Below are 20747 nucleotides of genomic sequence, written 5' to 3'. Positions count from 1 at the left end.
CATGACCACGACAACCGAAGAATTCGTCAACTACTACGAAATCCTCGGCCTCGCCGAGACCGCCGACCCGGATGCCATCAAGACGGCCATCCGCGAGCAGCGCAGAATGTGGAACAAGCGCGCGGGCCAGTCGGATCCCGTCAAACGCGCGCAGGCCGAAGCTCGGGTACGGCACCTCGGTCAGGCCGAGCGCGTGCTGCTCGACCCGAACCAGCGGCGGCAATTCGACCAGCAGGCCAGGCAGTATCGTCCGGCGAGTAATCAGCCCGCGCCCGTGGTGCAGGGCGGCCGGGACTGGCTGAGTCTCGCACGCGAGTATTTCGAGCGCGGCAACGCTCCGTCCGCGTACTACTGCGCCCGCGAGGCGATCTCGGTCAACGGCGCGAACCACGAAGCGTGGGCGGTGCGGGCGAACTCGTCGTTCGTCATGGGCAACTACAAGGACGCCGGCTTCGAATTCCGGGAGGCCATCAGCCTCAAGCCCGACAGCCCGGAATACCACTTCGACTACGCCGAAGCGTTTCTCGCCACCGGGGCGCTGAACGAAGCGCTCGGCGAATACGAGACGGCGCTGCGTCTCGCGCCCGGCGAGCCGCTGTACCGCACCGCCATCGCCAACGTCTACCTTCAGCAGCACAAGAACGACAAGGCGCTGGAACTGATGGAGGACGTGGTCCGGCACCATCCGAACGAGCAGATCTTCCAGTACTACCTCGCGCTCGCGCTGGAGCAGGTCAACCTGGGGATGTGGTCGGAGCTCCGCAGCGGGGCGTACTGCATCACCTCCGAAGCCCAGATCGCCGTCACGCACGAAATGTCCGGCCGCGCGTTGAAACTCCGGTTCGACGACGCGCCGCTGCGCGCCTCGCTGCAGGAGAACATCGAACTCGCCGAGCGGGCCGCCGTGGCCAAGTGGTTCCACAGCGGTGCGGGCGCGTGGGCGGTGGCCCTGGTGATCGGCCTGGCGCTGATTCCGGCGAAGGGCATCGGCCTGCTGATCGTCGCGGGCGTCATCGCCGGCTACACGCTGACCCACCGGATGCCGGTCTGGAAGCACAACTCGAAGCGATACGACATCGCCAAGCGCGGCATATGAGTGCGGCTCCGGACGCGGGTGATCCGCTGACCGCGCTGGCCGGGGAGATCGCGCAATTGCGTGATCTCTTCCAGCGCAGGCTGCTGGAGGACAAGGCGAAGAATCGGGCGTTGGACGACCTGCACGAGCAGCTCGCACTCGCGCGCGGCGGGCTCGCCGAACAACTCCTGGCCCCGCTGTTTCGCGAGCTGCTCAGACTCGTCGATCGCGTGACGGCACTGAACGACGACGACGCCGTGCTCGGCAGCATCGTCGGCGAACTGCACGAACTGCTCGAACGTCGTGGCGTCCGGCGCGTGCCCGCCACGGCCGACTTCGATCCCGAGGTTCACGAAGCCGTCGCCGTCGCCGAGGCTTCCGGCAGATCACCGGGCACGGTGCTGCAGGTAGTCCGGCACGGATACCTCATGGGTGAACGCCTGCTGCGGCCGGAACAAGTCGTCGTCGCGGCGCGCTCCGCGCGATCGGAGTCCGCCGTTCCCCCCATCGAAAGGTTCGAATGATGCGCAAGACCCTCCGCGTAGCCGTTCTCGTCTCCGCTTCCACGGCGTTCCTCGCCCTCGGACTGCCGAGCGCATCGGCGTCCACCACCGTGAGCGGCACGATCGGCTGCATCAACAGCGCGTCGCCGGTAGGAGTCTGGGTTCAGGCCAAGACGTCGAAATCGGGATGGGCGCGGACCAAGCTTCCGGTCCGGCTCGGCGGCCACTCCAAGGTCGACTACTCCTTCGAGCTCGACAAGGGCGGCGACTACCAGGTGCATGTCGGGTGCGGGGGAACGCCGCAGAAGTGGGCGAAATCCCTGAAGTCCAAGAATGTCTCGGGCACCAAGAACGACTTCCTTTGCAACGACATGGACCGGCTGTCGGTGGCGGCGTTCAACGCTCTGGTCGGCCGGATGTTCGGCCGGCCGGACCTCACCCAGGGCGTGCCCTACGGTGAGTGCAAGCACATTCCGTGACATGAGTACTCGGACCTTCTCGGCCAGAGCACAGGCCCGCTGCCGCCGATCTTCTCCGCGGCGGCACGCAGGCGCCGGATCGATTCCGCGTCCCCTGTGGTGGGTCATCTGGAAGACCCAGCCGAGCAAGCAGGTTCGATCGCACAGGTCGCCGTTCGGTGCGCGATCGAAACCGGGCGAGGTCGATAAGGACGGCGGCAACCGACACGACTGGATACGCCAGCTGTTCGATCGGTTCCCGACCGGGTACGCCTGGCGACTGCTGCCCGCCGAGCTCGTCCCCTGCGACGATCTGGACGATTGACCAATATGGCGCTACCGTCTGTAGATCACGACGAGACGGAGCTCACATGACGGTGTCCGATCCTGCCCACGTATCCGGCACGCGGGAACTGGGCCTGGCCGAACTGGCGGCCGCGATCGCGAGCGGCGCGATCACCTCGACCGCGGCGGTCGGCGGCGCACTGGACCGGATCGACGCGGCGCAGGGCACGCTCAATGCCTTCCGGATCGTGCGCCGCGAGCGGGCCCTGGCGGAGGCCGCCGACGCCGACCGGCGGCTGGCCGCGGGAGAACGACTGCCGCTGCTGGGCGTGCCCGTCGCGGTGAAGGACGACACTGATGTCGCGGGCGAGCCGACCGCGTTCGGCTGCGGCGGCGACTTCGCACCGAAGACCGAGGACGCGGAATCGGTCCGGCGCCTGCGTGCCGCGGGCGCGGTGATCGTCGGCAAGACGAACACCTGTGAACTCGGACAGTGGCCGTTCACGAGTGCCGCGTGGTTCGGGCACACCCGCAATCCGTGGGACCGCGGCAGGACGCCGGGCGGGTCCTCCGGCGGAGCTTCGGCTGCCGTCGCCGCCGGATTGGTCCCCGCCGCTCTGGGTTCCGACGGCGCGGGCTCGATCCGCATCCCTGCGGCCTGGACGAACCTGGTCGGCATCAAGCCGCAGCGCGGACGAATCTCCACCTGGCCGGAAGCCGAAGCGTTCTACGGGCTCACCGTGAACGGTCCGCTGGCGCGTACCGTCGCCGACGCGGCGCTACTGCTGGATGCGGCGGCCGGTCCGCACCAGGGAGATCTGCACACCCCGGAGCCGATCACCGCGTCGGACGCCGTCGGCCGGGATCCGGGAAAGCTGCGAATCGCCCTGTCGCTGCGTATCCCCTTCACCGCGACCAGGACCGCGCTGGATCCCGAGGTCGAGCGATCGGTGCGCCGCACCGCCGACACACTGCGAGCGCTCGGACACACCGTGACCGTGGCGGACCTGCACTACGGCATCCTGATCGGCGCTTCCTTCCTCCCGCGTTCGCTCGCCGGGGTCCGGCGGGTGTACGACCGCATGCCCGGTCTGGAAGTCGATCCGCGCACCACCGCCAACGCCCGAATCGGACGCGCGCTCGACGGCCCCGCCCTCTACGCGGCACGGCAGCTGGAACCGCTGCTGCACAAGCGAATCGGCCACTTCTTCCGCGACTACGACGTGGTCCTTGCCCCGACCACCGCCACCCCACCGCCCCGCGCCGAGGAAATCGACGGCATCGGCGTCAACGCCACCAACAACCTCATCACCGCGGCCTGCCCCTACACCTGGCCATGGAACGTCCTCGGCTGGCCCAGCATCAACGTCCCCGCAGGCTTCACCGACACCGGCCTCCCCGTAGGCGCCCAACTGATGGGCACAGCAAACTCCGAACCCCTCCTGATCTCCTTGGCCGCCCAACTCGAATCCGAACTCCAGTGGCACCGCCACCGCCCCGCCCCGTGGTGGTGACCCGGACCATCGACAACTCGGCGTCCGTGTCCGGGCGTTTCGGCATGCGCAGCGGGAAGTTCAGTCCGTCGGCTGCGCCGGATCGGCCTGGCCGCCGCAGAACACCTCGTCGACGAGCCTCTGAGTCGCCTGCTGGAACGGCACGGCCAGGGACATGGCGGCGTCGTCCGCGTAGTTCAGGGTGCCGGTCAGGGTCTTCTTGCCGTCGGGTGTGCTGTACATCAGCGCCGCGTGACCCGCTGCGCCGCCGTTGTGGGTGACGACCGTGCCGCCCAGGCCGGTGTCCTGCACGAATACACCGAGGCCGTAGCCCATGTTCGGGATGCCTGTCGGGTGCGGTGCGCACATCTCGGCCAGCAACTCGGCAGGCAGCAGCTTGCCGCTCATCAGCGCGGAAATGAAAGTTCGCAGGTCCTGGGTGGTCGAGATCATGTCACCGCCGCTGGAGATCCAGGAGGGGTTCTGGCTGGTGACGTCGACCGTCTTCTCCCGCCCGGCGTCCTCGTATCGGTAGTAGGCGTGGGCGTGCGGCTCGGGGAGCTCGGTCTGGGTGGTCGGGGCTACGGTGCCCGACAGCCCGAGCGGCCCGAAGATCAGCCGCTGCATCTCCTGAGCGACCGGGCGGCCGGTGACCTTCTCGATCAGCAACCTGGCCAGCACGTAGTTGGTGTTGGAATAACTCCAGCCCGTGCCTGGTTCGAACCGCGCGGGCTTGGACAGCGCCAGCCGCACCAGCTCTTCGGGCTGGTAGGTCTCGAACCGGTTGTCCACCCACTCTTTGCCCGCGGTGGTGGCGGGGATCCCCGGCACGACGGTCCCGTCTTCGTAGTACTCGCCGGTGAAGTTGAACACCCCGCTGGTGTGCTGCAACAGCATCCGCACCGTGATCCGCGAATCGAGTTCGAACTCGGTCAGGTAGTGGGCCGCCGGGTCGTCCAATCCGATCTTGCCCTCGGCCACCAGTTGCAGGACCAGAGTCGCGGTGAAAGTCTTTGTATTGCTGCCGATCCGGACGTGCCCATCGGTCGGCGGCTTCGCGGTCTCGCCCAGCCTGCTCACCCCGGCGCTGCCGACCCACTCGCCCCGCTCGTCGTGCACGCGCAGCGTGATTCCGGCGAAACCAGAAGCGACGATCTCATCGAGGGCCTTCTGGAGTTGCGGGCGATCCGGCCCGGCGGCAACCGTTCCGTTGTCGGCACCGGCCACCCCGGCGGCATCGAGCGCCGCGATGATCTTGCGGGCCATCTCGGCCGTGGCCGGGCCGGGCTCGCCGTGGTGCGGCTGGGCTGCTGCGTCGACGGCGATGCGGACGGTGCCGCGGAAGTTGTCGGCCTCGGCCGGATCGTGCCGCTCGAGCAGGTGCACGGCCGAGGTCAGGGCAGGCAGTACCTGGTCGGCGAGTTCGGCGACGGTCTTGCCCTTCAACTGGATGTCCTTGGACTTCGCGGCGAGCACGTGCCCGACCAGGCCGGTCGCCGACGTCAGGGCGATGGAGCCGTTCGTCGCGGCCACGTGCGGCGTGCCGGTGGCGGCCATCAGCGACAACGCGCCGTACGCGGCGGTCCGCAGCGTGCTCTTGTCCTGGTCGGAGAGGGTGGTGGTGGAAGTCGCGATCGCTGTGCTGTTCATGTGACTACTGTCGCGAGCCCGGCTGATACCGAGCTGACGCCGTTCTGACACGACCACTGACACGGCACTCGCCTCGAGTACAGCCGACACATCGGTGGATCACACGGAATCATCGGCAGCCGACCGGACGCCCCACGCCAACGAAGACGCCTCCAAGACTTCCACGCACGCCCCAGCGACGCCCGAACCGGTCAGAAACCCAGTTTGCCCAGCTGTTTCGGGTCGCGCTGCCAGTCCTTGGCCACCTTCACGTGCAAATTCAAGTAGATCCGGGTGCCGAGGATGTGTTCGATCTGCTTGCGGGCGTTGGTGCCGACCTCTTTCAGCCGGGAACCGCCCTTGCCGATGACAATGGCCTTCTGGCTGGGCCGCTCGACGTAGAGCAAGGCGTGCACGTCGAGCATGTCCTCGCGCTCCTCATAGGGCAGGACCTCCTCGATGACGACGGCCAGCGAGTGCGGCAACTCGTCGCGCACACCCTCGAGCGCGGCCTCGCGAATGAGCTCGGCCATCAACGTTTCCTCGGGCTCGTCGGTGAGCTCGCCGTCGGGGTAGAAAGCCGGGCCCTCCGGCATCTTCGAGGCGATGACGTCGACGAGGACTTCCACCTGCTCACCCTTGACCGCCGACACCGGCACCACGTCGGCCTCGGGGCCGAGCAACTGGGCCACGGCGAGCAATTGCTCGGCGATCTGCTCGCGGCTCACCTTGTCGATCTTGGTGACCACGCCGAGCAGCGTCGTCTTCGGCGCCATCTGCTTGATCTGCTGCACGATCCAGCGGTCACCCGGACCGATCTTCTCGTCGGCCGGGATGCACAGCGCGATCACGTCGACTTCCGAATACGTATCGCGCACAAGGTCGTTGAGGCGCTGGCCGAGCAAGGTGCGCGGGCGGTGCAAGCCCGGTGTGTCGACCAGGATCAGCTGGGCGTGCTCGCGGTGCACGATGCCGCGAATCGTGTGCCTGGTGGTCTGCGGGCGCGACGAGGTGATCGCGATCTTCGCGCCGACCAGGGCGTTGGTCAAGGTCGACTTGCCGGTGTTCGGCCGACCGACGAAACAGACGAACCCGGAACGGAATTCGCCCTTCTCCCGCGCGTCAGCCACCGCGGACCTCGCCGGAGTCGGCGCTCACCGCGTCGGCCGCGTCGGCGGAGTCGTCGACGATCTCGAACACCGCGCCGTCACGATCGGTGAAGATGATCCGCGCCTCCGCCGAAACCTCCCGCACCGCCGTCACACCGAAGTCGGACAACCGCCCGCCGACCACCACGGCCGCCTCGAAGCCCTCCGCGCCGCTGGACAACGCCGCGGCCACGGCGGCTTGCAGCGCCGTCAACCGCAACGCGGTCAGCGTGACCTCGCCCGCGGCGTAGGTGCGACCGTCGGTATCGCGGATCGCGGCTCCACTCGCCCCGCCGGTGCGGCCGAGCGCACCACGGGCCAGCACGACCAGCTTGTTGTCCTCGGCGTCCAGTTCGGTCATTCGGTGTCTCCGTCCTCGTCGCGATCGGCCGCGATATCCCGCTCCGATCCGTTCGCCTTGCGCTTGCCATTGGGATTGTCCCCGTTGGTCTTGCCCGCGGGGACCTTCTCGCGCGCTTTGCGTACCACCACGGTGTTCACCCGCATCCGGCCGCGCGCGTCCGGTCCGCCTTCACCGCGCAGCACCAACCCGTGCGCCTCGATCTTCGAACCGGGCAGCGGCACCCGGCCCAGTTCGTGCGCGAGCAGGCCGCCGACGGTGTCGACGTCCTCCTCCTCGATCTCCAATCCGAACAGCTCGCCGAGATCCTCCACCGGCAGCCGGGCCGACACGCGGTAGCGCCCGTCGCCGAGATCCTCGACGGGCGGGGTCTCGTCGACGTCGTACTCGTCGGCGATCTCTCCGACGATCTCCTCCAGCACGTCCTCGATGGTCACCAGACCCGCGATGCCGCCGTACTCGTCCACCAGCAACGCCATGTGGTTGCGCCTGCGTTGCATCTCGTCGAGCAGGCTGTCCAGCGGTTTGGAGTCGGGCATGAACACCGCGGGACGCATCACCTCACGCACCCGTACCTTGCGGCTGCGTTCGGCGAACGGCACGAGGTCTTTCAGATACACCACGCCGCGAATGTCGTCGACGTTCTCGCCGACCACCGGGATCCGCGAATGCCCGGAACGCACCGCCAGCGACATCGCCTGCGCCGCGGTCTTGTCCGCTTCGATCCAGACCATCTCCGTGCGCGGCACCATCACCGCACGCGCCGCTGTGTCGCCGAGTTCGAAAACCGACTGGATCATCCGCCGTTCGTCGTCGGCCACCACTCCGCGCTCACCGGCCATCTCGACCACTTCGCGCAACTCGATCTCGGAAGCGAAGGGCCCGTTGCGAAAACCCTTACCGGGGGTGATCGCGTTACCGATGAGGATCAGCAGCCTGCTGATCGGGCCGAGCAGCGCGCCGATGAACTGCAGGGGCAGGGCCGCGGCCAGGGCGATGGAATACGCGTGCTGCCTGCCCAGCGTGCGCGGGCCGACACCGATCACCACGTAGGACACCAGCACCATCACCAGCGCGGTGATCAGCAGCGCCCAGTTCCTGCCCCAGACCGTCATCAGTCCCGCTGCCAGCAGCACCGTCGCGCCGATCTCGCACAGGATGCGAAGCAGCACCATGAGATTCACGTAGCGGGCCCGGTCGTCGACGACCCGGCTCAGCCGCACGGCGCCGGGCCGGTCGGCTCGCACCAAGTCCTCGACGCGGGCGGGCGAGATCGTGTTCAGGGCGGAATCGACCCCGGCGAAGACCCCACCCACGGAGATGAGCAGGACCGCGAGCAGGACGAGGGTCAGGGCATTCACGCGGGACCCAGGGACTCACCCGGTGTGGTGAAACCCGCCTTACCCAGCAACCGCGCGTCGCGTTCGGCCAGTTCGGCGCGCCGCTGCGCCTCCCGCAGGCTCTCGTACCACTCCTCGAGCAGCCTGGCCTGCAACGCGAACATCTCCTTCTCCTCGTCCGGCTCGGCGTGGTCGTAGCCGAGCAGGTGCAGCACGCCGTGCACGGTGAGCAGAGCGAGTTCGTGATCCAGGGAGTGCCCCGCCTTACGGGCCTGACCGGCGGCGAACTCCGGGCACAGCACGATGTCGCCGAGCATGGATGGGCCTGGTTCGGGGCTGTCGGGCCGCCCGCCCGGCTCGAGTTCGTCCATGGGGAAGGACATGACGTCGGTCGGGCCGGGTAGGTCCATCCAGCGCATGTGCAGGTCGGCCATGGTGTCGAGATCGACGAGCACCATCGACAGCTCCGCGGCGGGGTGCACGTCCATCCGGGCGATCACGAACCGAGCGACGCTGACCAGCTCTTCTTCGGGCACGTCGATACCCGACTCGTTGGCGATCTCGATACTCACCCGAACAGCCTACGATCCCGTCGATCGTGTCGGCGGAGCGGAGCCCCGCCCGGCGAGACGAGTTACCGCCGGTCCGCCCGGCTCGCCGCGCGGCGCTGCGCTCGGTTGCCGCCGTAATGCGGGGCGACCTGCGGGCGCGACTGGGCCTCGAAGCGGTCGTAGGCGTCGACGATGTCCGAGACCAGCCGGTGGCGAACCACGTCGCTACTGGTCAGCTCCGCGAAGTGGATGTCCTCGATCTCGGTGAGGATCTCGCTGGCGGCGCGCAGACCGGACCGGGCGCCGGTCGGCAGATCGACCTGCGTCACGTCACCGGTCACCACGATCTTCGAGCCGAACCCGAGGCGGGTGAGGAACATCTTCATCTGCTCGGCGGTGGTGTTCTGCGCCTCGTCGAGGATGATGAAGGAGTCGTTCAGCGTGCGTCCGCGCATGTAGGCCAGCGGCGCGACCTCGATGACACCGGCCGCCATCAGCTTGGGAATGGCCTCCGGGTCCATCATGTCGTGCAGTGCGTCGTAGAGCGGGCGCAGGTACGGGTCGATCTTCTCGTTCAGCGTGCCGGGCAGGAAGCCGAGCCGCTCGCCCGCCTCGACCGCGGGGCGGGTGAGGATGATCCGGTTGACCTGCTTGGTCTGCAGCGCCTGGACCGCCTTGGCCATCGCCAGATAGGTCTTGCCGGTACCGGCGGGACCGATGCCGAACACGATGGTGTTCGCGTCGATCGCGTCGACGTAGCGCTTCTGGTTCAGCGTCTTGGGCCGGATGGTCTTGCCCCGCCGGGACAGGATGTCCAGGCTGAGCACCTCCGCGGGGGACTCGCTGGAGCCCTCGGTGAGCATCGAAACGGTGTGCCGCACCGCCTCGGGCGTCACCACGCGGTTGCGCCCGGTCAGCGCGACCAGCTGCTCGATGACCCGCTCGGCGAGCGCGACGTCGGCCGCCTTGCCGGTGAGGGTCACGGAATTCCCGCGGACGTGGATGTCCGCGTCGAGCAGCGTCTCCAGTTCGCGAAGATTCTGGTCGGCCGAACCGAGGAAGGGGAACACGGATTCAGGAGCGAGTTCGATGCTCGAGCGCACGGTGCGCGCTGCGGGACCCGAACCGTTGTCGCCGGCGCCGATGCCTGCCGCTGGGGTGGTGGGGTCGCCGATCTCGCCTTGTGTTCTCAAAAGTGGCTATAGCCTGCTTTCCGGTCTCGACTGCTGCTGTATGGAGAAAGTTTAACCCGCCCCACCGACACCGCCCAGTGAATAAGCCGTGGGCAAAACCGGCCCCTCACGGGATTCCCCCACGTCGCCGCGCCCAATCCTCGGCGAAATCACGAAAGCGTCGCACCGCGTCGGGTGGTGTGGTAGCGGCGGGCCAGATCAGCCCGACCGCGCGCGCGGCGCCCGCGTCCGCGAGCGGGACCGTCACCGGGCCGGACAGCGGGCCCGCGGACAGCGGATCTTCGCGCGGCAGGATCGCCACCCCCAACCCCGCCGAGACCAGCCCGGCCACCGTGACGAGATCGCTCGACTCGAACGCGATCCGCGGCCGGATGTCCGCGGCGGCGCACAGTTCATCGAAGATGCGCCGCATCCCGAATCCGTGGTGCATGGTGACGAACTCCGCGTCGGCCACCTCCGCGAGGCGGACCTGCCGCCGTCCGGCCAACCGGTGTTCCGGCGGCACCGCGAGTACCAGCGGCTGTCGCAGCACGGCGCGCCAGCCGACGCCTGCGACGGCCGGGCGCGGCGAGACGATGCCCAGATCGCTTTCACCCGCGAGCACTCGCTCGGTCACCGCGGCTGCCGCTCCCTGCCACAGCGTGATCGTGATCCGGCCGGAGATGCGCCGGAAGCCGCTGATCAGCTGCGGCACCAGCGAGCCGCCGAAAGAGTGCTGGAACGACAGCCGCACGACGCCCCCGGCCGGGTTGGCCCGATCGGCGAGGACCTGTTCCGCCGCGTCCAGCTCGGATTGCGCGCGGCGGGCGTGCTCGTAGTAGATGCGACCGTATTCGTTCAGGACGATCCGCTTCCCGTGCCGGTCGAACAGTTCGACTCCCACCCTGCGCTCCAAGCGAGCCAGCATGCGCGACAACGTCGGCTGCGCCAGGTGCAACCGCTCCGCGGCGGCGCCGACCCGTTCGAGTTCGGCGAGTGTCGTGAACCACTCCAGATCCTCGCCAAGCACTGCCCGACCTCTCTATATGCGCTCAGGGAATGAACTCACTTCTCATTATTCATTTCCTTCCGGAAAACCGCCTGGCGATGCTGGACGAAAGGAGGACCCGATGACCACGACACGGATCGAAGCGGCGAGGGACGTCGCCCACGAACGCAGGATCACCATCGCGCTGTTCGCGGCCGGTCTGACGACATTCGCCTCGATGTACAGCGCCCAGGCACTGCTGCCGAGTCTCTCGGCCGCGTTCGGCGCGACGCCCGCGCTGGCGGCACTGGCGGTGTCGCTCACCACCGGGTTCCTCGCGCTGGCCATCATCCCGGTGAGCGCGCTCTCGTCGCGGATCGGCCGGACCAAGGTGATGATCGGTTCCGCCGTCGCGGCGGCGGTGCTCGGACTGCTGCTGCCGCTGAGCCCTTCGCTGGATCTGCTGCTGGCCGGACGCGCGCTGCAAGGCATCGCGCTGGCCGGTGTGCCCGCGGTGGCGATGGCCTATCTGGCAGAGGAGATCGGCGGGGACGGGCTGGGCGCCGCGATGGGCATCTACGTCGCGGGTACCACTATCGGCGGGCTGGCCGGGCGGTTGATCCCGGCGTTCACGTTGGACGTGGCGTCCTGGCGGTGGGCGCAGGCGGTGGCCTCGATCGCCGCCGCGGCCTGCACCGTGTGGTTCGTCCGCCTGCTGCCGCCCTCGCGCGGCTTCGTGCCTCGCCCCGCCGGAATCCGGACGGTCCTCGGCGACCTCGGCAGCCCCTTGCGTCACCGCGGACTGCTCGCTCTGTTCGGACTGGCGTTCGTGCTGATGGGCGGGTTCGTCTCGATGTACAACTATCTCGGCTACCGGCTGACCAGCGCGCCCTTCGGGCTGCCGGAAGCACTGGTGGGGCTGGTGTTCGTGCTCTATCTGGCCGGAACGGCGGCCTCGGCGGCATCCGGCCTGCTGACCGATCGGATCGGCCGATCCTGGGTGCTCGCGATGTCGCTGGCCGTCATGGCGATCGGGCTCGTGGTGACGATTCCCGACCACATCGGCACCGTTTTGCTCGGCGTATTGCTCTTCACCGCGGGTTTCTTCGGGGCGCACACCGCGGCGAGCGCGTGGGTGGGGGCGATGGCCGAAGGCAACCGGGGCGCGGCGTCGTCGCTGTATCTGTTCGCCTACTACCTCGGCAGCGCGCTCGTCGGCGGAACGGCGGGCATCGCCTACGCCCGCTCCGGGTGGCTCGGGCTGGTCTGCGGCATCGGATCGCTGATGGTCATCGCGGCACTGCTGCTGTGGGTATCGCATCGGGCGTCGACGCGAGACCTCACCAACGCGGCGTCAGTGCGCCGAGCGCCCCGAGAGCAACCGCTGCCGCGGTGGATGTACGCAGCACGGTCGGGCCGAGCAAGGTGATGTCCGCGCCCGCTTCGGCCAACGCCGTGAGTTCGGCGTCGTCCAGCCCGCCTTCCGGACCCACGACGAGGACGATTTCGGCGGCCTCGGCGAAAGGCAATTCGGTGAAACGGGCGGCGCCGGATTCGTGCAGCGCCGCGACGATCGCGCCGCGGGCCTTCGCCGCGCGGACCAGCTCCAGCAAATCCTGGGTGCGGTGCAGGTCGGCGACTTGCGGAATGTATGCCCGGCGGGACTGCCTGGCGGCCGAGCGGGCCGCGGCCCGCCACTTCTCGACTCCCTTGGCCGCCTTGCCCTCCCAGTTCGCGACGCAGCGCGCGGCCTGCCAGGGGACGACGACGTCCGCGCCCGCCTCCGTCATCAGCTCGACCGCCAGTTCCGAGCGATCGGATTTCGGCAGCGCCTGCACGACGGTCACCGGCGGCGTCTGAGGTGCCGCGAGCACTCGCTCGCGCACCGCGAGCTCGAGCCGGTCGCGTTGCGCGGCAACGACTTCCGATGCGGCCAGCACCCCGCGCCCGTCGGAGAGGGTGATCGGCTCGCCGACCCGGATGCGGCGCACCGTGGCGGCGTGCCTGCCTTCCGGGCCGTCGAGCACCGCGACCGCGCCCGGCTCGGGCACCTCGTCGAGGTAGAAGACCGTCGCGGCCACCTAGCGCCCGCTGAACGACGCGCGCAGCCGCGCGAACAGGCCGCTGTTGTGCTCGGATTGCGCGGACATCACTTCGGCGCGCTCCCGCTCGCGCAGTCCCTTGTACTTGCGCAACAGTTCGGTCTGCTTGCTGTCCAGCTTGGCCGGGATCACGATGTCCAGATGCGCCAGCAGGTCGCCACGCGCGCTCGAGCGCAGCCGCGGCATTCCGTGCCCGCGCAGCACCGAGATCTCGCCGGGCTGGGTGCCCGCCGGAATGCTCAGTTCGGTCGGGCCGTCCAGGATGGTGTCGATCACGACGGTGGTGCCGAGCGCCGCGTCCACCATCGGCACCCGGATGGTGCAGTGCAGATCGTCCCCGTCCCGGACGAACACGTCGTGCGGCTGCTCCACGATCTCGACGTACAGGTCGCCCGCGTGACCGCCGCCGGGGCCGACCTCGCCCTGCGCGGCCAGCCGCACCCGCATGCCGTTCGCGACGCCCGCGGGGATCGGGGCCGCGATCTCGCGGCGCGCCCGCACCCGGCCGTCGCCACCGCATTTGTGGCACGGGTCCGGGATGGTCTCGCCCGCGCCGCGGCAGGTGGGGCACGGGCGCGAGGTCAGCACCTGGCCGAGGAAGGACCGCTGCACGGACTGGACCTCACCCGCGCCGCCGCAGGTTTCGCAGCGCACCGGCTTGGACTTGCCGTTGGTACCGGAGCCCTGGCAGATGTCGCACAGGATCGCGGTGTCCACGGTCAGGTGCTTGGTCACGCCGACCGCGCATTCGGCCAGGCTGAGCCGGGTGCGGATCAGCGAGTCGGCGCCGGGCTGGACGCGACCGCGCGGCTTGCGCGCACCGGCCGATCCGCTCATGCCGCCGAAGAACGCCTCGAACACGTCGCCGAGCCCGCCGAAGCCCGCGCCGTTGAATCCGGCCCCGCCACCGCCGGATTCCAGCGGGTCGCCGCCCATGTCGACGATGCGCCGCTTCTCCGGATCCGACAGCACCTCGTAGGCGGCCGACACTTCCTTGAACTTGGCCTGCGCCGCCTCGTCGGGGTTGACGTCGGGGTGGAGCTCACGCGCCAGCTTGCGGTATGCCCGCTTGATCTCCTGGTCGGTCGCGTTCTTCGCGACGCCGAGCAGTCCGTAGTAGTCCCGTGCCACTTGAGTTCTCTAGTCCTTGGTCGTTCTCGACAGTGCCGCCGGTGCCCGCGCCGCTGTGAAGCGCGCCGACAACAGCATTAGTCTTGTGCACTCAACTTTATCCGGCCGAAAGATCGAGCGTAGCAGTGGCGTCGTCGCGTCAGCGCTCGGCGAGGACCTCGCCGATGTATCGGGCGACGGCCGCCACCGATGCGATCGTGCCCGGGTAGTCCATCCGGGTGGGCCCGAGCACCCCCATACCGCCGAGCACGGCGCCCGCCGCGCCGTAGCCGGTCGACACCACCGACGTGCCACGCATCTGCTCGACCTGCGTCTCTTCCCCGATCCGCACCGTCACCGTCCCCGGTTGCTGGGCCGCGGCGAGCAGCTTGAGCACGATCACCTGCTCCTCGAGCGCCTCCAAAACCGAACGCAGCGAGCCGGGGAAACCGAAGTCGGCGGCGTTGCGGGTGAGGTTGGCGGTGCCGCCGAGCACCAATCGCTCCTCCGGGTGCTCCACCAGGGTCTCCACCAGCACCGTGGACACCCGCACCAGCACGTCGCGCAGCCGCAACGGAGCGTGCTCGGGCAGCTCGGCCACCGCCGCGGAGGCCGCGGCCAGGCGTTTGCCGTCCATCGCGCCGCCGAGCATGCCGCGCAGCGCGGCCAGATCCTCGTCGTCGACCAGCGCGCCGAGCTCCACCAGGCGCTGGTCGACCCGGCCGGTGTCGGTGATCACCACCAGCAGCAGGCGGGCGGGATTGAGCGCCACCACCTCGATGTGCCGCACCGTGGACGCCGACACCGTCGGGTACTGCACGACGGCGACCTGCCTGGTCAGCTGAGCGAGCAAGCGGACGCCCCGGCGCAGCACGTCGTCGAGGTCGACGCCGGACTCCAGGAACTCGAGGATCGCCCTGCGCTCCGCCGAGGACAGCGGCTTCACCTCGGAGATCCGGTCCACGAACTGCCGGTAGCCCTTGTCGGTGGGGATGCGGCCGGAACTCGTGTGCGGCTGGGTGATGTAGCCCTCGGCCTCGAGCACCGCCATGTCGTTGCGCACCGTCGCGCTGGAAACACCCAGGTTGTGCCGCTCGACCAGCGTCTTCGACCCGATCGGCTCCTTGGTCGCGACATAGTCCGCGACGATGGCGCGCAAGACCTCGAAGCGCCGATCCTCGGTGCTCGACATCGGCCGCACCTCCTCGCTCTCGTCTCCCGTCACGCCGTACCCGGCGCCGACGTCCCGTGACCGCCGCACATCGCGGGCCGACCACGGTTCGTCCGTCGATCCAGTCTAATTGTCGGTAACCGGATCTCTCGCCTGCAACGGGACGTGACGAGCGGCGCGACGCTCAGCGCGGAACGGCGGCGTCGATCACCGCGGCCACGGCGTCGGGCCGGGAGACCAGCGAGGCGTGCGAGGCCTCGATCTCACCGGTTCGAGCCGCCATGCGCTGGGCCATGAAGCGCTGGGAGGACGGCGGGATGACCCGGTCGTCGGCGGAGACCAGATACCAACTCGGAGTGCCGGACCACGCGGGCGGCCCGGACGGTTCCAGATTGGCCTTCACGGCGATGGAGCGCTGATGGACGATCATGTCGGCCGCGGTCTCCGGGCCGACGTCCTGGGCGAAGACGTCATGGAAGCTGGCGGGTGCGACATACGCGTCCAGGTTCTTCCCGGCGACACCCGGGACGTCGTCGACGAGCTTCACCTGCAGCGCGGGCGGCAGCAGCTGGCTGCCCGGGAAGCGGATCGGGTCGAGCTCGGCCTGCGCCACCTCGCCTTCCACCGGCGCGAAAGCCGCGATGTACACCAGCGATTCGACCTTCGGATCGTGCACGTTGCTGATCACGAAGCCGCCGTAGGAGTGCCCCGCCAGCACGACGGGACCGCTGATCGTGTCCAGCGTGCGCTGCACGGCGGCCGCGTCGTAGGCAGGCCCGCGCAGCGGATTCTCCGGCGTCACCACGCGGTAGCCGCGCTCGCGCAGCACGGCAGCGACACCGTCCCAGCTGGTGGTGTCGGCGAAGGCGCCGTGCACGAGCACGACGGTGGGCAGCGACTGCGCTCGCGCCGGCCCGGCCGCTGTAGTGGCGGCGAGCAGGAGGGCCAGCGCGGCCACAGCACGGCGCAGGTAGCGTTTGTTCGGCATCGGGTCTCGGCTCCTCAGCTCTTCAGGAAGTTCAGCAGATCGGCGTCGAACGCCTTCTCGTAGTCGCCGCACAGGCCGTGCGGAGCGCCGGGGTACACCTTCAACTCGGCCCTCGGCAGCAATTTCGCCGTCTTGGCGCCCGCGGCGGCGAGCGGCACGATCTGGTCGTCGTCGCCGTGCGCCACCAGCACCGGGATCTCGATGCTCGGCAGCTCGGCGGTGAAATCGGTCTCGGAGAACGCCTTGACGCAGTCGAACGCGCCCTCGAGCCCCACCTGCATGCCCATCAGCCAGAAGTGGTCGCGCAGTCCTTGTGAGACCTTCGATCCGGTGCGGTTGGCGCCGTAGAACGGGATCGCCAGATCCTTCCAGAACTGCGAGCGGTCGGCGGCCACGCCCGCGCGGATGTCGTCGAACGCCTCGATCGGCGTCCCTTCCGGATTGCTCGCGGTCTTCAGCATCAACGGCGGGACCGCGCCGAGCAGCACCGCCTTGACCACCCGCGAGGTGCCGTGCCGGGACAGATACCTGGTCACCTCGCCGCCGCCGGTCGAGTGCCCGACCAGAATCGCGTCCTTGATGTCCAGCTCGTTCAGCACCGCGGCGAGGTCGTCGGCGTAGTGGTCCATGTCGTGCCCGTCCCACACGTCGCTCGAGCGTCCGTGCGCGCGCCGATCGTGGGCGATGGCGCGATAGCCGTTGCTCGCCACCAGTTTCATCTGGTTGTCCCAGGCGTCCCCGTTCAGCGGCCAGCCGTGGCTGAACACCACCGGACGTCCGGCACCCCAGTCCTTGTAGTAGATCTCGACGCCATCGGTGGTGGTGATCGTCGGCATGACAGTTCCCTTCGATCTGGACGGATGTCGGGTGAACCGGGGATCGATCTTGGTCGACCGACAGCGTATGACGGGCGGCCGCCGGAGAAACGACTCTGCGTGCACGATCGTCGGCTCAGAATGCACGGCCCGGTCGGCGGGTTCCATGCGAGGATTGCCGAATCTGTCTCATTTGCGACGGAGGCTGTGATGACGGTCGTGTTCAATTCGGACACCATCGCGCCGCACGAGCGGGCGGACGCGGTGGCCGCGGCAGTACAAGAGGCATCGGTCCCGTCCCATGTCGTGCTGGACGGGCCGGACGAGCGTGTGCACGCCACGTTCGACGTGTGGTGGTTCGGCGAGGCGCGCATCGTGCGTGCCAGCACCTCGGGCATCCAGCTGATCCGGACACCGAAGCAGGTCAGGACCTCCCCCGCGCCGGTACTGGCGGTCGCGGTGCAGCAGGCGGGCGACGGACGGTACGAGCAGGGCGACGTCCGTCGCGTCGTGCGACCGGGCGATCTGCACGTCATGGATCTGAACGCGCCCTACGACTTCAGCCGGCGCGGCGACGGGGCGTCGACCTGCCTGCACGTGCCGCTCGATCAGCTCGGCCTGCCCGCCGATCTGATCGGTCAGGCCGCCGCCAGAGTGCAGGACAGCCCGCACTACCGGCTGGTGGCCAACCACATCGTCCAACTGACCGCCGACGCGGACGCGCTCAGCGCCGACCCCGCGGCAGCCCTGTCGGGTTGCGCCAGCATCGAGCTGATCCGGGCACTGTTGTTGTCGGCGTGCGCCGACGACGGCTCCGTCGTCCCCTCCGACATCCTGCTGTCCCGGATTCGCGCCTATATCCGGCGCAATCTGGCGGATCCTGGTCTCGGCGCGGAACAGATCGCCAAGGCGCACAACATGTCGGTCCGGCAGCTCTACAAGATCTACGCGAACACGGAGTGCAGCCTCGAGCAGGGAATCATCAGCCAGCGTCTCGAGCGGGTACACGGCGATCTGACTCGTCCGGACCAGAAGCATCGGACGATCGCGATGATCGCGCGCCGCTGGGGCTTCCGCGATCCGTCACATTTCGCCCGGCGCTTCCGCGCCGCCTACGGGCTCACGCCACGGGAATGGCGCAGCACCGCCCTCGCCCCGGACGAGGCGTAATGGTCAGCCGCAGGTTTTCGCCTGTTTGCCCGCGAGCGCATCGAGACCGAGCATCGCCAGCAGCGACTCACAGTCGGCGGCGTTCTCCGCGTAGCTGGCGACAGTGCGGGCGGCGACGGCGCACTGGCGCGCGTTTTCCGCTTTCTCCGCTGCTCGCGCCTCCGCGAACTCGCCTGGTTCATGGATAAGGGTCATACGTGGTGCCGAAGCCATGAGTCTCCTTGGGGTTGATCGCAGACTACGCGGCCGGTGCGCACCGAGTTACCGGAACGAGACATAAAGTGCATCGCGTTGACCCGACCGTGATCCGGCACGGGATCAGTCGAGCAGTTCACGGACGACGCCGTCCGCGAGCAGACGGCCGCGGTCGGTGAGGACGAGCCGGTCGTCCGCGGTGCGCACGGCGAGGCCGTCGGCGACCACGCGATCGACGGCGGTGCGCGCGGAGGACGCCAGCTCGGCCAGCGGCAGGCCGGTGCGCAGCCGGACGGCGAGCATGACCCGCTCGGTGTAGCGCTCGTCCGCGCTCAGCGCCTCCCAGCCCGCGGCGGGCAGCCCGCCCGCGCCGACTCGATCGGCGTATCGAGCGGGGTGCTTCACGTTCCACCACCGCACGCCGCCGACATGACTGTGCGCGCCCGGTCCTGCGCCGAGCCAGTCGCCGCCGTCCCAGTAACCGAGGTTGTGCCTGCAGACCGCGGCGTCGCCCACGGCCCAGTTCGACACCTCGTACCACCCGAATCCGGCCGAGCGCAGTCGGGCGTCGATGCGCTCGTAACGTGCGGCGAGCACGTCGTCGTCCGGCGCGGGCAACTCGCCGCGGCGCACCCGCCTGGCCAGCGCGGTGCCGTCCTCCACGATCAGCGAATACGCCGATACGTGGTCGACGCCCGCGCCGAGCACCGCGTCCAGGCTGGCGTCCAGATCGACATCGCGCTCACCCGGTGTTCCGTAGATCAGATCGAGGTTGACGTGCTCGAATCCAGCGGCGCGCGCCTCCAGCGCGGCGGCCACCGCGCGGCCGGGGGTGTGCGTGCGATCGAGCACTTTCAACACGTGCGCCGCGGCGGACTGCATGCCCAGCGACACCCTGGTGAACCCGGCCGCCCGGATGCGCTCGAAGAATTCCGGCGAGGTGGATTCCGGATTGGACTCCGTGGTGACCTCGGCCCCGGCAGCGAAGGTGAACTCGGCACGCACGGCGTCCAGCACCGCGGCGAGCCCGTCGCCGCCCAGCAGGGAGGGCGTCCCTCCGCCGACGAAGACGGTGGAGACTTCCGGCGTCGCGGTGGGCAACGCCGCGAACTGTTGCGCGGCGGTCGCCAGCTCGCCGCGCAACGCCGCCAGCCACGACTGCGGCGAGGCCGAACTGCCGAGCTCCCCCGCGGTGTAGGTGTTGAAGTCGCAGTAGCCGCACCGCGTGGCGCAGAACGGCACGTGCACGTAGATCCCGAACGGACCGTCGCCGAAGTCGCGTAGCACCGGCGCGGAAGTGTCGGTACGCGCGGTAGCGGCGGAAGAACTCACCTGTCCAGTGTGAACGTCGCCGCGACCGCGCCGACGGCCGGGACTCCGCTACCGGGCCCTTCAGTCCGCCACGACCGGAGTGTTCTGGTTCGCGGTGAGCAACCAGCGGCCGTCCTCCTTGGACATCACGTACATCGGGCTGCCTTCGCTCTCCAGAACGCCCGCGTCGGTGAAATAGCGCTGGCGGACCTTCACCGCCGCCACGTCCGGGCGGATGAACAGCACGTGCTCGACCTCGTAGGTCGCCGTGCCGTGTGCGGTGGCCCCGGGCAGCACCTGCGCGGTGAACTCCGCGATGGCCGCCCGTCCGAAGAGACGTTTGCCGTGTCCGGTGGTCCAGATCGCGTCCTCCCGGAACAGCGCGACGAATTCGTCGACGAGCTCGTTGCGCTGGGCGTGTTGGACGCTCGCGACCACCGCGCGGATGGCTTCGAGCTCGCCGGTGGCGTCGACAGTTGTGGTACTCATGACGCCGAGCGTCCAACCTCCACTTCGCTCGAGGTCAAGCGAGGTGCGCAGTGTCACAGACGGCGCGGTCGCCGTATCACGCGCCCGGTTGGGGCTCGTGACTATGACTGCCGTCACAAACTGGGTCGAACGTCCAGGGGATTTCCCGCAGATTCACGGGAAATACCAGACGCAGGGTCGGAAGGCCATCGCTGACGTGGCACAATAGGCCGCATGCGCGCTTTGGAGATTCGACTGGTGGCCCGTCGCCACGTCGATTACAAGCGCGTCTGTAGCGCCTGCTGTCTGCCCGGTTCCCTCCGGTAGTTCAGCGCGCCCGATCCCCGGGTCCCCGGCGATCCCGACTTCATCGGCCCGCTGACACCGCAGGCGTGAGTCAGCCCCTCGCGCCCC

General features: G+C 68.9%; 23 protein-coding genes. 8 read left to right on the top strand and 15 right to left on the bottom strand.

Annotation, left to right across the window (positions count from 1 at the left end):
- The first annotated feature begins 1 nt into the window (after nucleotide 1).
- From ACL03I_RS20150 to ACL03I_RS20130, 5 genes are read left to right on the top strand one after another with little or no spacing between them, the layout of a single operon-like run.
- Nucleotides 2-1096 carry a tetratricopeptide repeat protein gene (locus ACL03I_RS20150; protein ID WP_356966357.1) on the top strand — a complete coding sequence of 365 codons (1095 nt, stop codon included), beginning with the start codon at nucleotides 2-4 and terminating at the stop codon, nucleotides 1094-1096.
- Nucleotides 1093-1599 (top strand): nucleotide exchange factor GrpE, encoded by a 507-nt coding sequence (locus ACL03I_RS20145; RefSeq protein WP_412806672.1) that lies wholly within the window; start codon nucleotides 1093-1095, stop codon nucleotides 1597-1599. Before ACL03I_RS20150 ends, ACL03I_RS20145 begins: the two co-directional genes overlap by 4 nt.
- Complete coding sequence (locus ACL03I_RS20140; RefSeq protein WP_355072453.1) at nucleotides 1599-2057, top strand: hypothetical protein; 459 nt, start codon at nucleotides 1599-1601, stop codon at nucleotides 2055-2057. Before ACL03I_RS20145 ends, ACL03I_RS20140 begins: the two co-directional genes overlap by 1 nt.
- Nucleotide 2058: 1 nt before the next feature.
- A complete protein-coding gene (locus ACL03I_RS20135; protein WP_412806671.1) occupies nucleotides 2059-2361 on the top strand; it encodes a hypothetical protein in 303 nt (100 codons plus the stop codon).
- A gap of 46 nt (nucleotides 2362-2407) precedes the next feature.
- Nucleotides 2408-3835, top strand: coding sequence for an amidase (locus ACL03I_RS20130; protein ID WP_355072450.1), 1428 nt, complete (start codon nucleotides 2408-2410; stop codon nucleotides 3833-3835).
- 60 nt (nucleotides 3836-3895) lie between these two features.
- Here ACL03I_RS20130 and ACL03I_RS20125 read toward each other — a convergent pair whose 3' ends face one another.
- From ACL03I_RS20125 to ACL03I_RS20095, 7 genes are all read right to left on the bottom strand, one after another.
- Complete coding sequence (locus tag ACL03I_RS20125) at nucleotides 3896-5464, bottom strand: serine hydrolase domain-containing protein (RefSeq protein WP_412806670.1); 1569 nt, start codon at nucleotides 5462-5464, stop codon at nucleotides 3896-3898.
- A gap of 191 nt (nucleotides 5465-5655) precedes the next feature.
- On the bottom strand, nucleotides 5656-6573 hold the full coding sequence (gene era / locus ACL03I_RS20120; RefSeq protein ID WP_355072447.1) for a GTPase Era: 918 nt from the start codon (nucleotides 6571-6573) through the stop codon (nucleotides 5656-5658).
- Entirely contained in the window at nucleotides 6566-6952 is a 387-nt protein-coding gene (locus ACL03I_RS20115; RefSeq protein ID WP_379254736.1) for a cytidine deaminase, read from the bottom strand. Before ACL03I_RS20115 ends, era begins: the two co-directional genes overlap by 8 nt.
- A complete protein-coding gene (locus ACL03I_RS20110) occupies nucleotides 6949-8313 on the bottom strand; it encodes a hemolysin family protein (protein WP_355072443.1) in 1365 nt (454 codons plus the stop codon). The genes ACL03I_RS20115 and ACL03I_RS20110 overlap by 4 nt, the downstream gene beginning before the upstream one ends.
- The gene (ybeY, locus tag ACL03I_RS20105) at nucleotides 8310-8864 is read right to left on the bottom strand and encodes an rRNA maturation RNase YbeY (protein ID WP_195077616.1); all 555 of its coding nucleotides are present in this window, start codon (nucleotides 8862-8864) and stop codon (nucleotides 8310-8312) included. The genes ACL03I_RS20110 and ybeY overlap by 4 nt, the downstream gene beginning before the upstream one ends.
- Nucleotides 8865-8926: 62 nt before the next feature.
- Complete coding sequence (locus ACL03I_RS20100; RefSeq protein ID WP_195077925.1) at nucleotides 8927-9988, bottom strand: PhoH family protein; 1062 nt, start codon at nucleotides 9986-9988, stop codon at nucleotides 8927-8929.
- A 154-nt stretch (nucleotides 9989-10142) separates the two neighbouring features.
- Complete coding sequence (locus tag ACL03I_RS20095) at nucleotides 10143-11045, bottom strand: LysR family transcriptional regulator (RefSeq protein ID WP_355072441.1); 903 nt, start codon at nucleotides 11043-11045, stop codon at nucleotides 10143-10145.
- Between the two features lie 100 nt (nucleotides 11046-11145).
- On the opposite strand from ACL03I_RS20095, the gene ACL03I_RS20090 reads away from it, so the two are divergent.
- Nucleotides 11146-12432 carry an MFS transporter gene (locus ACL03I_RS20090; protein ID WP_412806669.1) on the top strand — a complete coding sequence of 429 codons (1287 nt, stop codon included), beginning with the start codon at nucleotides 11146-11148 and terminating at the stop codon, nucleotides 12430-12432.
- Here ACL03I_RS20090 and ACL03I_RS20085 read toward each other — a convergent pair.
- The 5 genes from ACL03I_RS20085 to ACL03I_RS20065 form a co-directional block, all read right to left on the bottom strand.
- The gene (locus tag ACL03I_RS20085) at nucleotides 12344-13084 is read right to left on the bottom strand and encodes a 16S rRNA (uracil(1498)-N(3))-methyltransferase (protein WP_355072437.1); all 741 of its coding nucleotides are present in this window, start codon (nucleotides 13082-13084) and stop codon (nucleotides 12344-12346) included. The two genes, ACL03I_RS20090 and ACL03I_RS20085, sit on opposite strands and share 89 nt — an antisense overlap.
- A complete protein-coding gene (dnaJ, locus tag ACL03I_RS20080) occupies nucleotides 13085-14236 on the bottom strand; it encodes a molecular chaperone DnaJ (protein ID WP_355072435.1) in 1152 nt (383 codons plus the stop codon).
- A 139-nt stretch (nucleotides 14237-14375) separates the two neighbouring features.
- A complete protein-coding gene (hrcA, locus tag ACL03I_RS20075) occupies nucleotides 14376-15407 on the bottom strand; it encodes a heat-inducible transcriptional repressor HrcA (RefSeq protein WP_355072433.1) in 1032 nt (343 codons plus the stop codon).
- A 163-nt stretch (nucleotides 15408-15570) separates the two neighbouring features.
- Nucleotides 15571-16374, bottom strand: coding sequence for an alpha/beta fold hydrolase (locus ACL03I_RS20070; protein ID WP_412806668.1), 804 nt, complete (start codon nucleotides 16372-16374; stop codon nucleotides 15571-15573).
- A gap of 14 nt (nucleotides 16375-16388) precedes the next feature.
- Nucleotides 16389-17210 carry an alpha/beta fold hydrolase gene (locus ACL03I_RS20065; RefSeq protein ID WP_355072429.1) on the bottom strand — a complete coding sequence of 274 codons (822 nt, stop codon included), beginning with the start codon at nucleotides 17208-17210 and terminating at the stop codon, nucleotides 16389-16391.
- Nucleotides 17211-17399: 189 nt separating this feature from the next.
- On the opposite strand from ACL03I_RS20065, the gene ACL03I_RS20060 reads away from it, so the two are divergent.
- Nucleotides 17400-18359, top strand: a complete 960-nt coding sequence (locus ACL03I_RS20060; RefSeq protein WP_379254727.1) for a helix-turn-helix domain-containing protein — start codon at nucleotides 17400-17402, stop codon at nucleotides 18357-18359.
- Between the two features lie 3 nt (nucleotides 18360-18362).
- On the opposite strand, the gene ACL03I_RS20055 is transcribed toward ACL03I_RS20060, so the two are convergent.
- From ACL03I_RS20055 to ACL03I_RS20045, 3 genes are all read right to left on the bottom strand, one after another.
- Entirely contained in the window at nucleotides 18363-18572 is a 210-nt protein-coding gene (locus ACL03I_RS20055; protein ID WP_355072425.1) for a hypothetical protein, read from the bottom strand.
- A 105-nt stretch (nucleotides 18573-18677) separates the two neighbouring features.
- Nucleotides 18678-19886 (bottom strand): radical SAM family heme chaperone HemW, encoded by a 1209-nt coding sequence (gene hemW, locus ACL03I_RS20050; RefSeq protein WP_412806667.1) that lies wholly within the window; start codon nucleotides 19884-19886, stop codon nucleotides 18678-18680.
- A 60-nt stretch (nucleotides 19887-19946) separates the two neighbouring features.
- The gene (locus tag ACL03I_RS20045; protein ID WP_355072423.1) at nucleotides 19947-20354 is read right to left on the bottom strand and encodes an SgcJ/EcaC family oxidoreductase; all 408 of its coding nucleotides are present in this window, start codon (nucleotides 20352-20354) and stop codon (nucleotides 19947-19949) included.
- Between the two features lie 213 nt (nucleotides 20355-20567).
- Between ACL03I_RS20045 and ACL03I_RS20040 the strand changes: the two genes are divergently transcribed.
- Nucleotides 20568-20660: an Ms4527A family Cys-rich leader peptide gene (locus ACL03I_RS20040; protein ID WP_350356343.1), complete on the top strand. Its 93-nt coding sequence runs from the start codon at nucleotides 20568-20570 to the stop codon at nucleotides 20658-20660.
- The last annotated feature ends 87 nt before the right edge of the window (nucleotides 20661-20747 follow it).

Origin of the sequence: Nocardia sichangensis, assembly GCF_047200615.1 — a bacterium.
In the GTDB taxonomy this organism is placed as follows: domain Bacteria; phylum Actinomycetota; class Actinomycetes; order Mycobacteriales; family Mycobacteriaceae; genus Nocardia; species Nocardia sichangensis.
This window is presented reverse-complemented; position numbering and strand designations above follow the sequence as displayed.

Excerpts from the sequence above, each read along its gene's own strand:
- ACL03I_RS20090 (WP_412806669.1), top strand. The coding sequence starts at position 11,146 with ATGACCACGACACGGATCGAAGCGGCGAGGGACGTCGCCCACGAACGC.
- ACL03I_RS20040 (WP_350356343.1), top strand. The coding sequence starts at position 20,568 with ATGCGCGCTTTGGAGATTCGACTGGTGGCCCGTCGCCACGTCGATTAC.
- ACL03I_RS20150 (WP_356966357.1), top strand. The coding sequence starts at position 2 with ATGACCACGACAACCGAAGAATTCGTCAACTACTACGAAATCCTCGGC.
- ACL03I_RS20145 (WP_412806672.1), top strand. The coding sequence starts at position 1,093 with ATGAGTGCGGCTCCGGACGCGGGTGATCCGCTGACCGCGCTGGCCGGG.
- hrcA (WP_355072433.1), bottom strand. The coding sequence starts at position 15,407 with ATGTCGAGCACCGAGGATCGGCGCTTCGAGGTCTTGCGCGCCATCGTC.
- ACL03I_RS20060 (WP_379254727.1), top strand. The coding sequence starts at position 17,400 with ATGACGGTCGTGTTCAATTCGGACACCATCGCGCCGCACGAGCGGGCG.
- ACL03I_RS20070 (WP_412806668.1), bottom strand. The coding sequence starts at position 16,374 with ATGCCGAACAAACGCTACCTGCGCCGTGCTGTGGCCGCGCTGGCCCTC.
- ACL03I_RS20130 (WP_355072450.1), top strand. The coding sequence starts at position 2,408 with ATGACGGTGTCCGATCCTGCCCACGTATCCGGCACGCGGGAACTGGGC.
- ACL03I_RS20140 (WP_355072453.1), top strand. The coding sequence starts at position 1,599 with ATGCGCAAGACCCTCCGCGTAGCCGTTCTCGTCTCCGCTTCCACGGCG.
- ACL03I_RS20055 (WP_355072425.1), bottom strand. The coding sequence starts at position 18,572 with ATGGCTTCGGCACCACGTATGACCCTTATCCATGAACCAGGCGAGTTC.
- ACL03I_RS20065 (WP_355072429.1), bottom strand. The coding sequence starts at position 17,210 with ATGCCGACGATCACCACCACCGATGGCGTCGAGATCTACTACAAGGAC.
- ACL03I_RS20135 (WP_412806671.1), top strand. The coding sequence starts at position 2,059 with ATGAGTACTCGGACCTTCTCGGCCAGAGCACAGGCCCGCTGCCGCCGA.
- ACL03I_RS20125 (WP_412806670.1), bottom strand. The coding sequence starts at position 5,464 with ATGAACAGCACAGCGATCGCGACTTCCACCACCACCCTCTCCGACCAG.
- ACL03I_RS20115 (WP_379254736.1), bottom strand. The coding sequence starts at position 6,952 with ATGACCGAACTGGACGCCGAGGACAACAAGCTGGTCGTGCTGGCCCGT.
- ACL03I_RS20045 (WP_355072423.1), bottom strand. The coding sequence starts at position 20,354 with ATGAGTACCACAACTGTCGACGCCACCGGCGAGCTCGAAGCCATCCGC.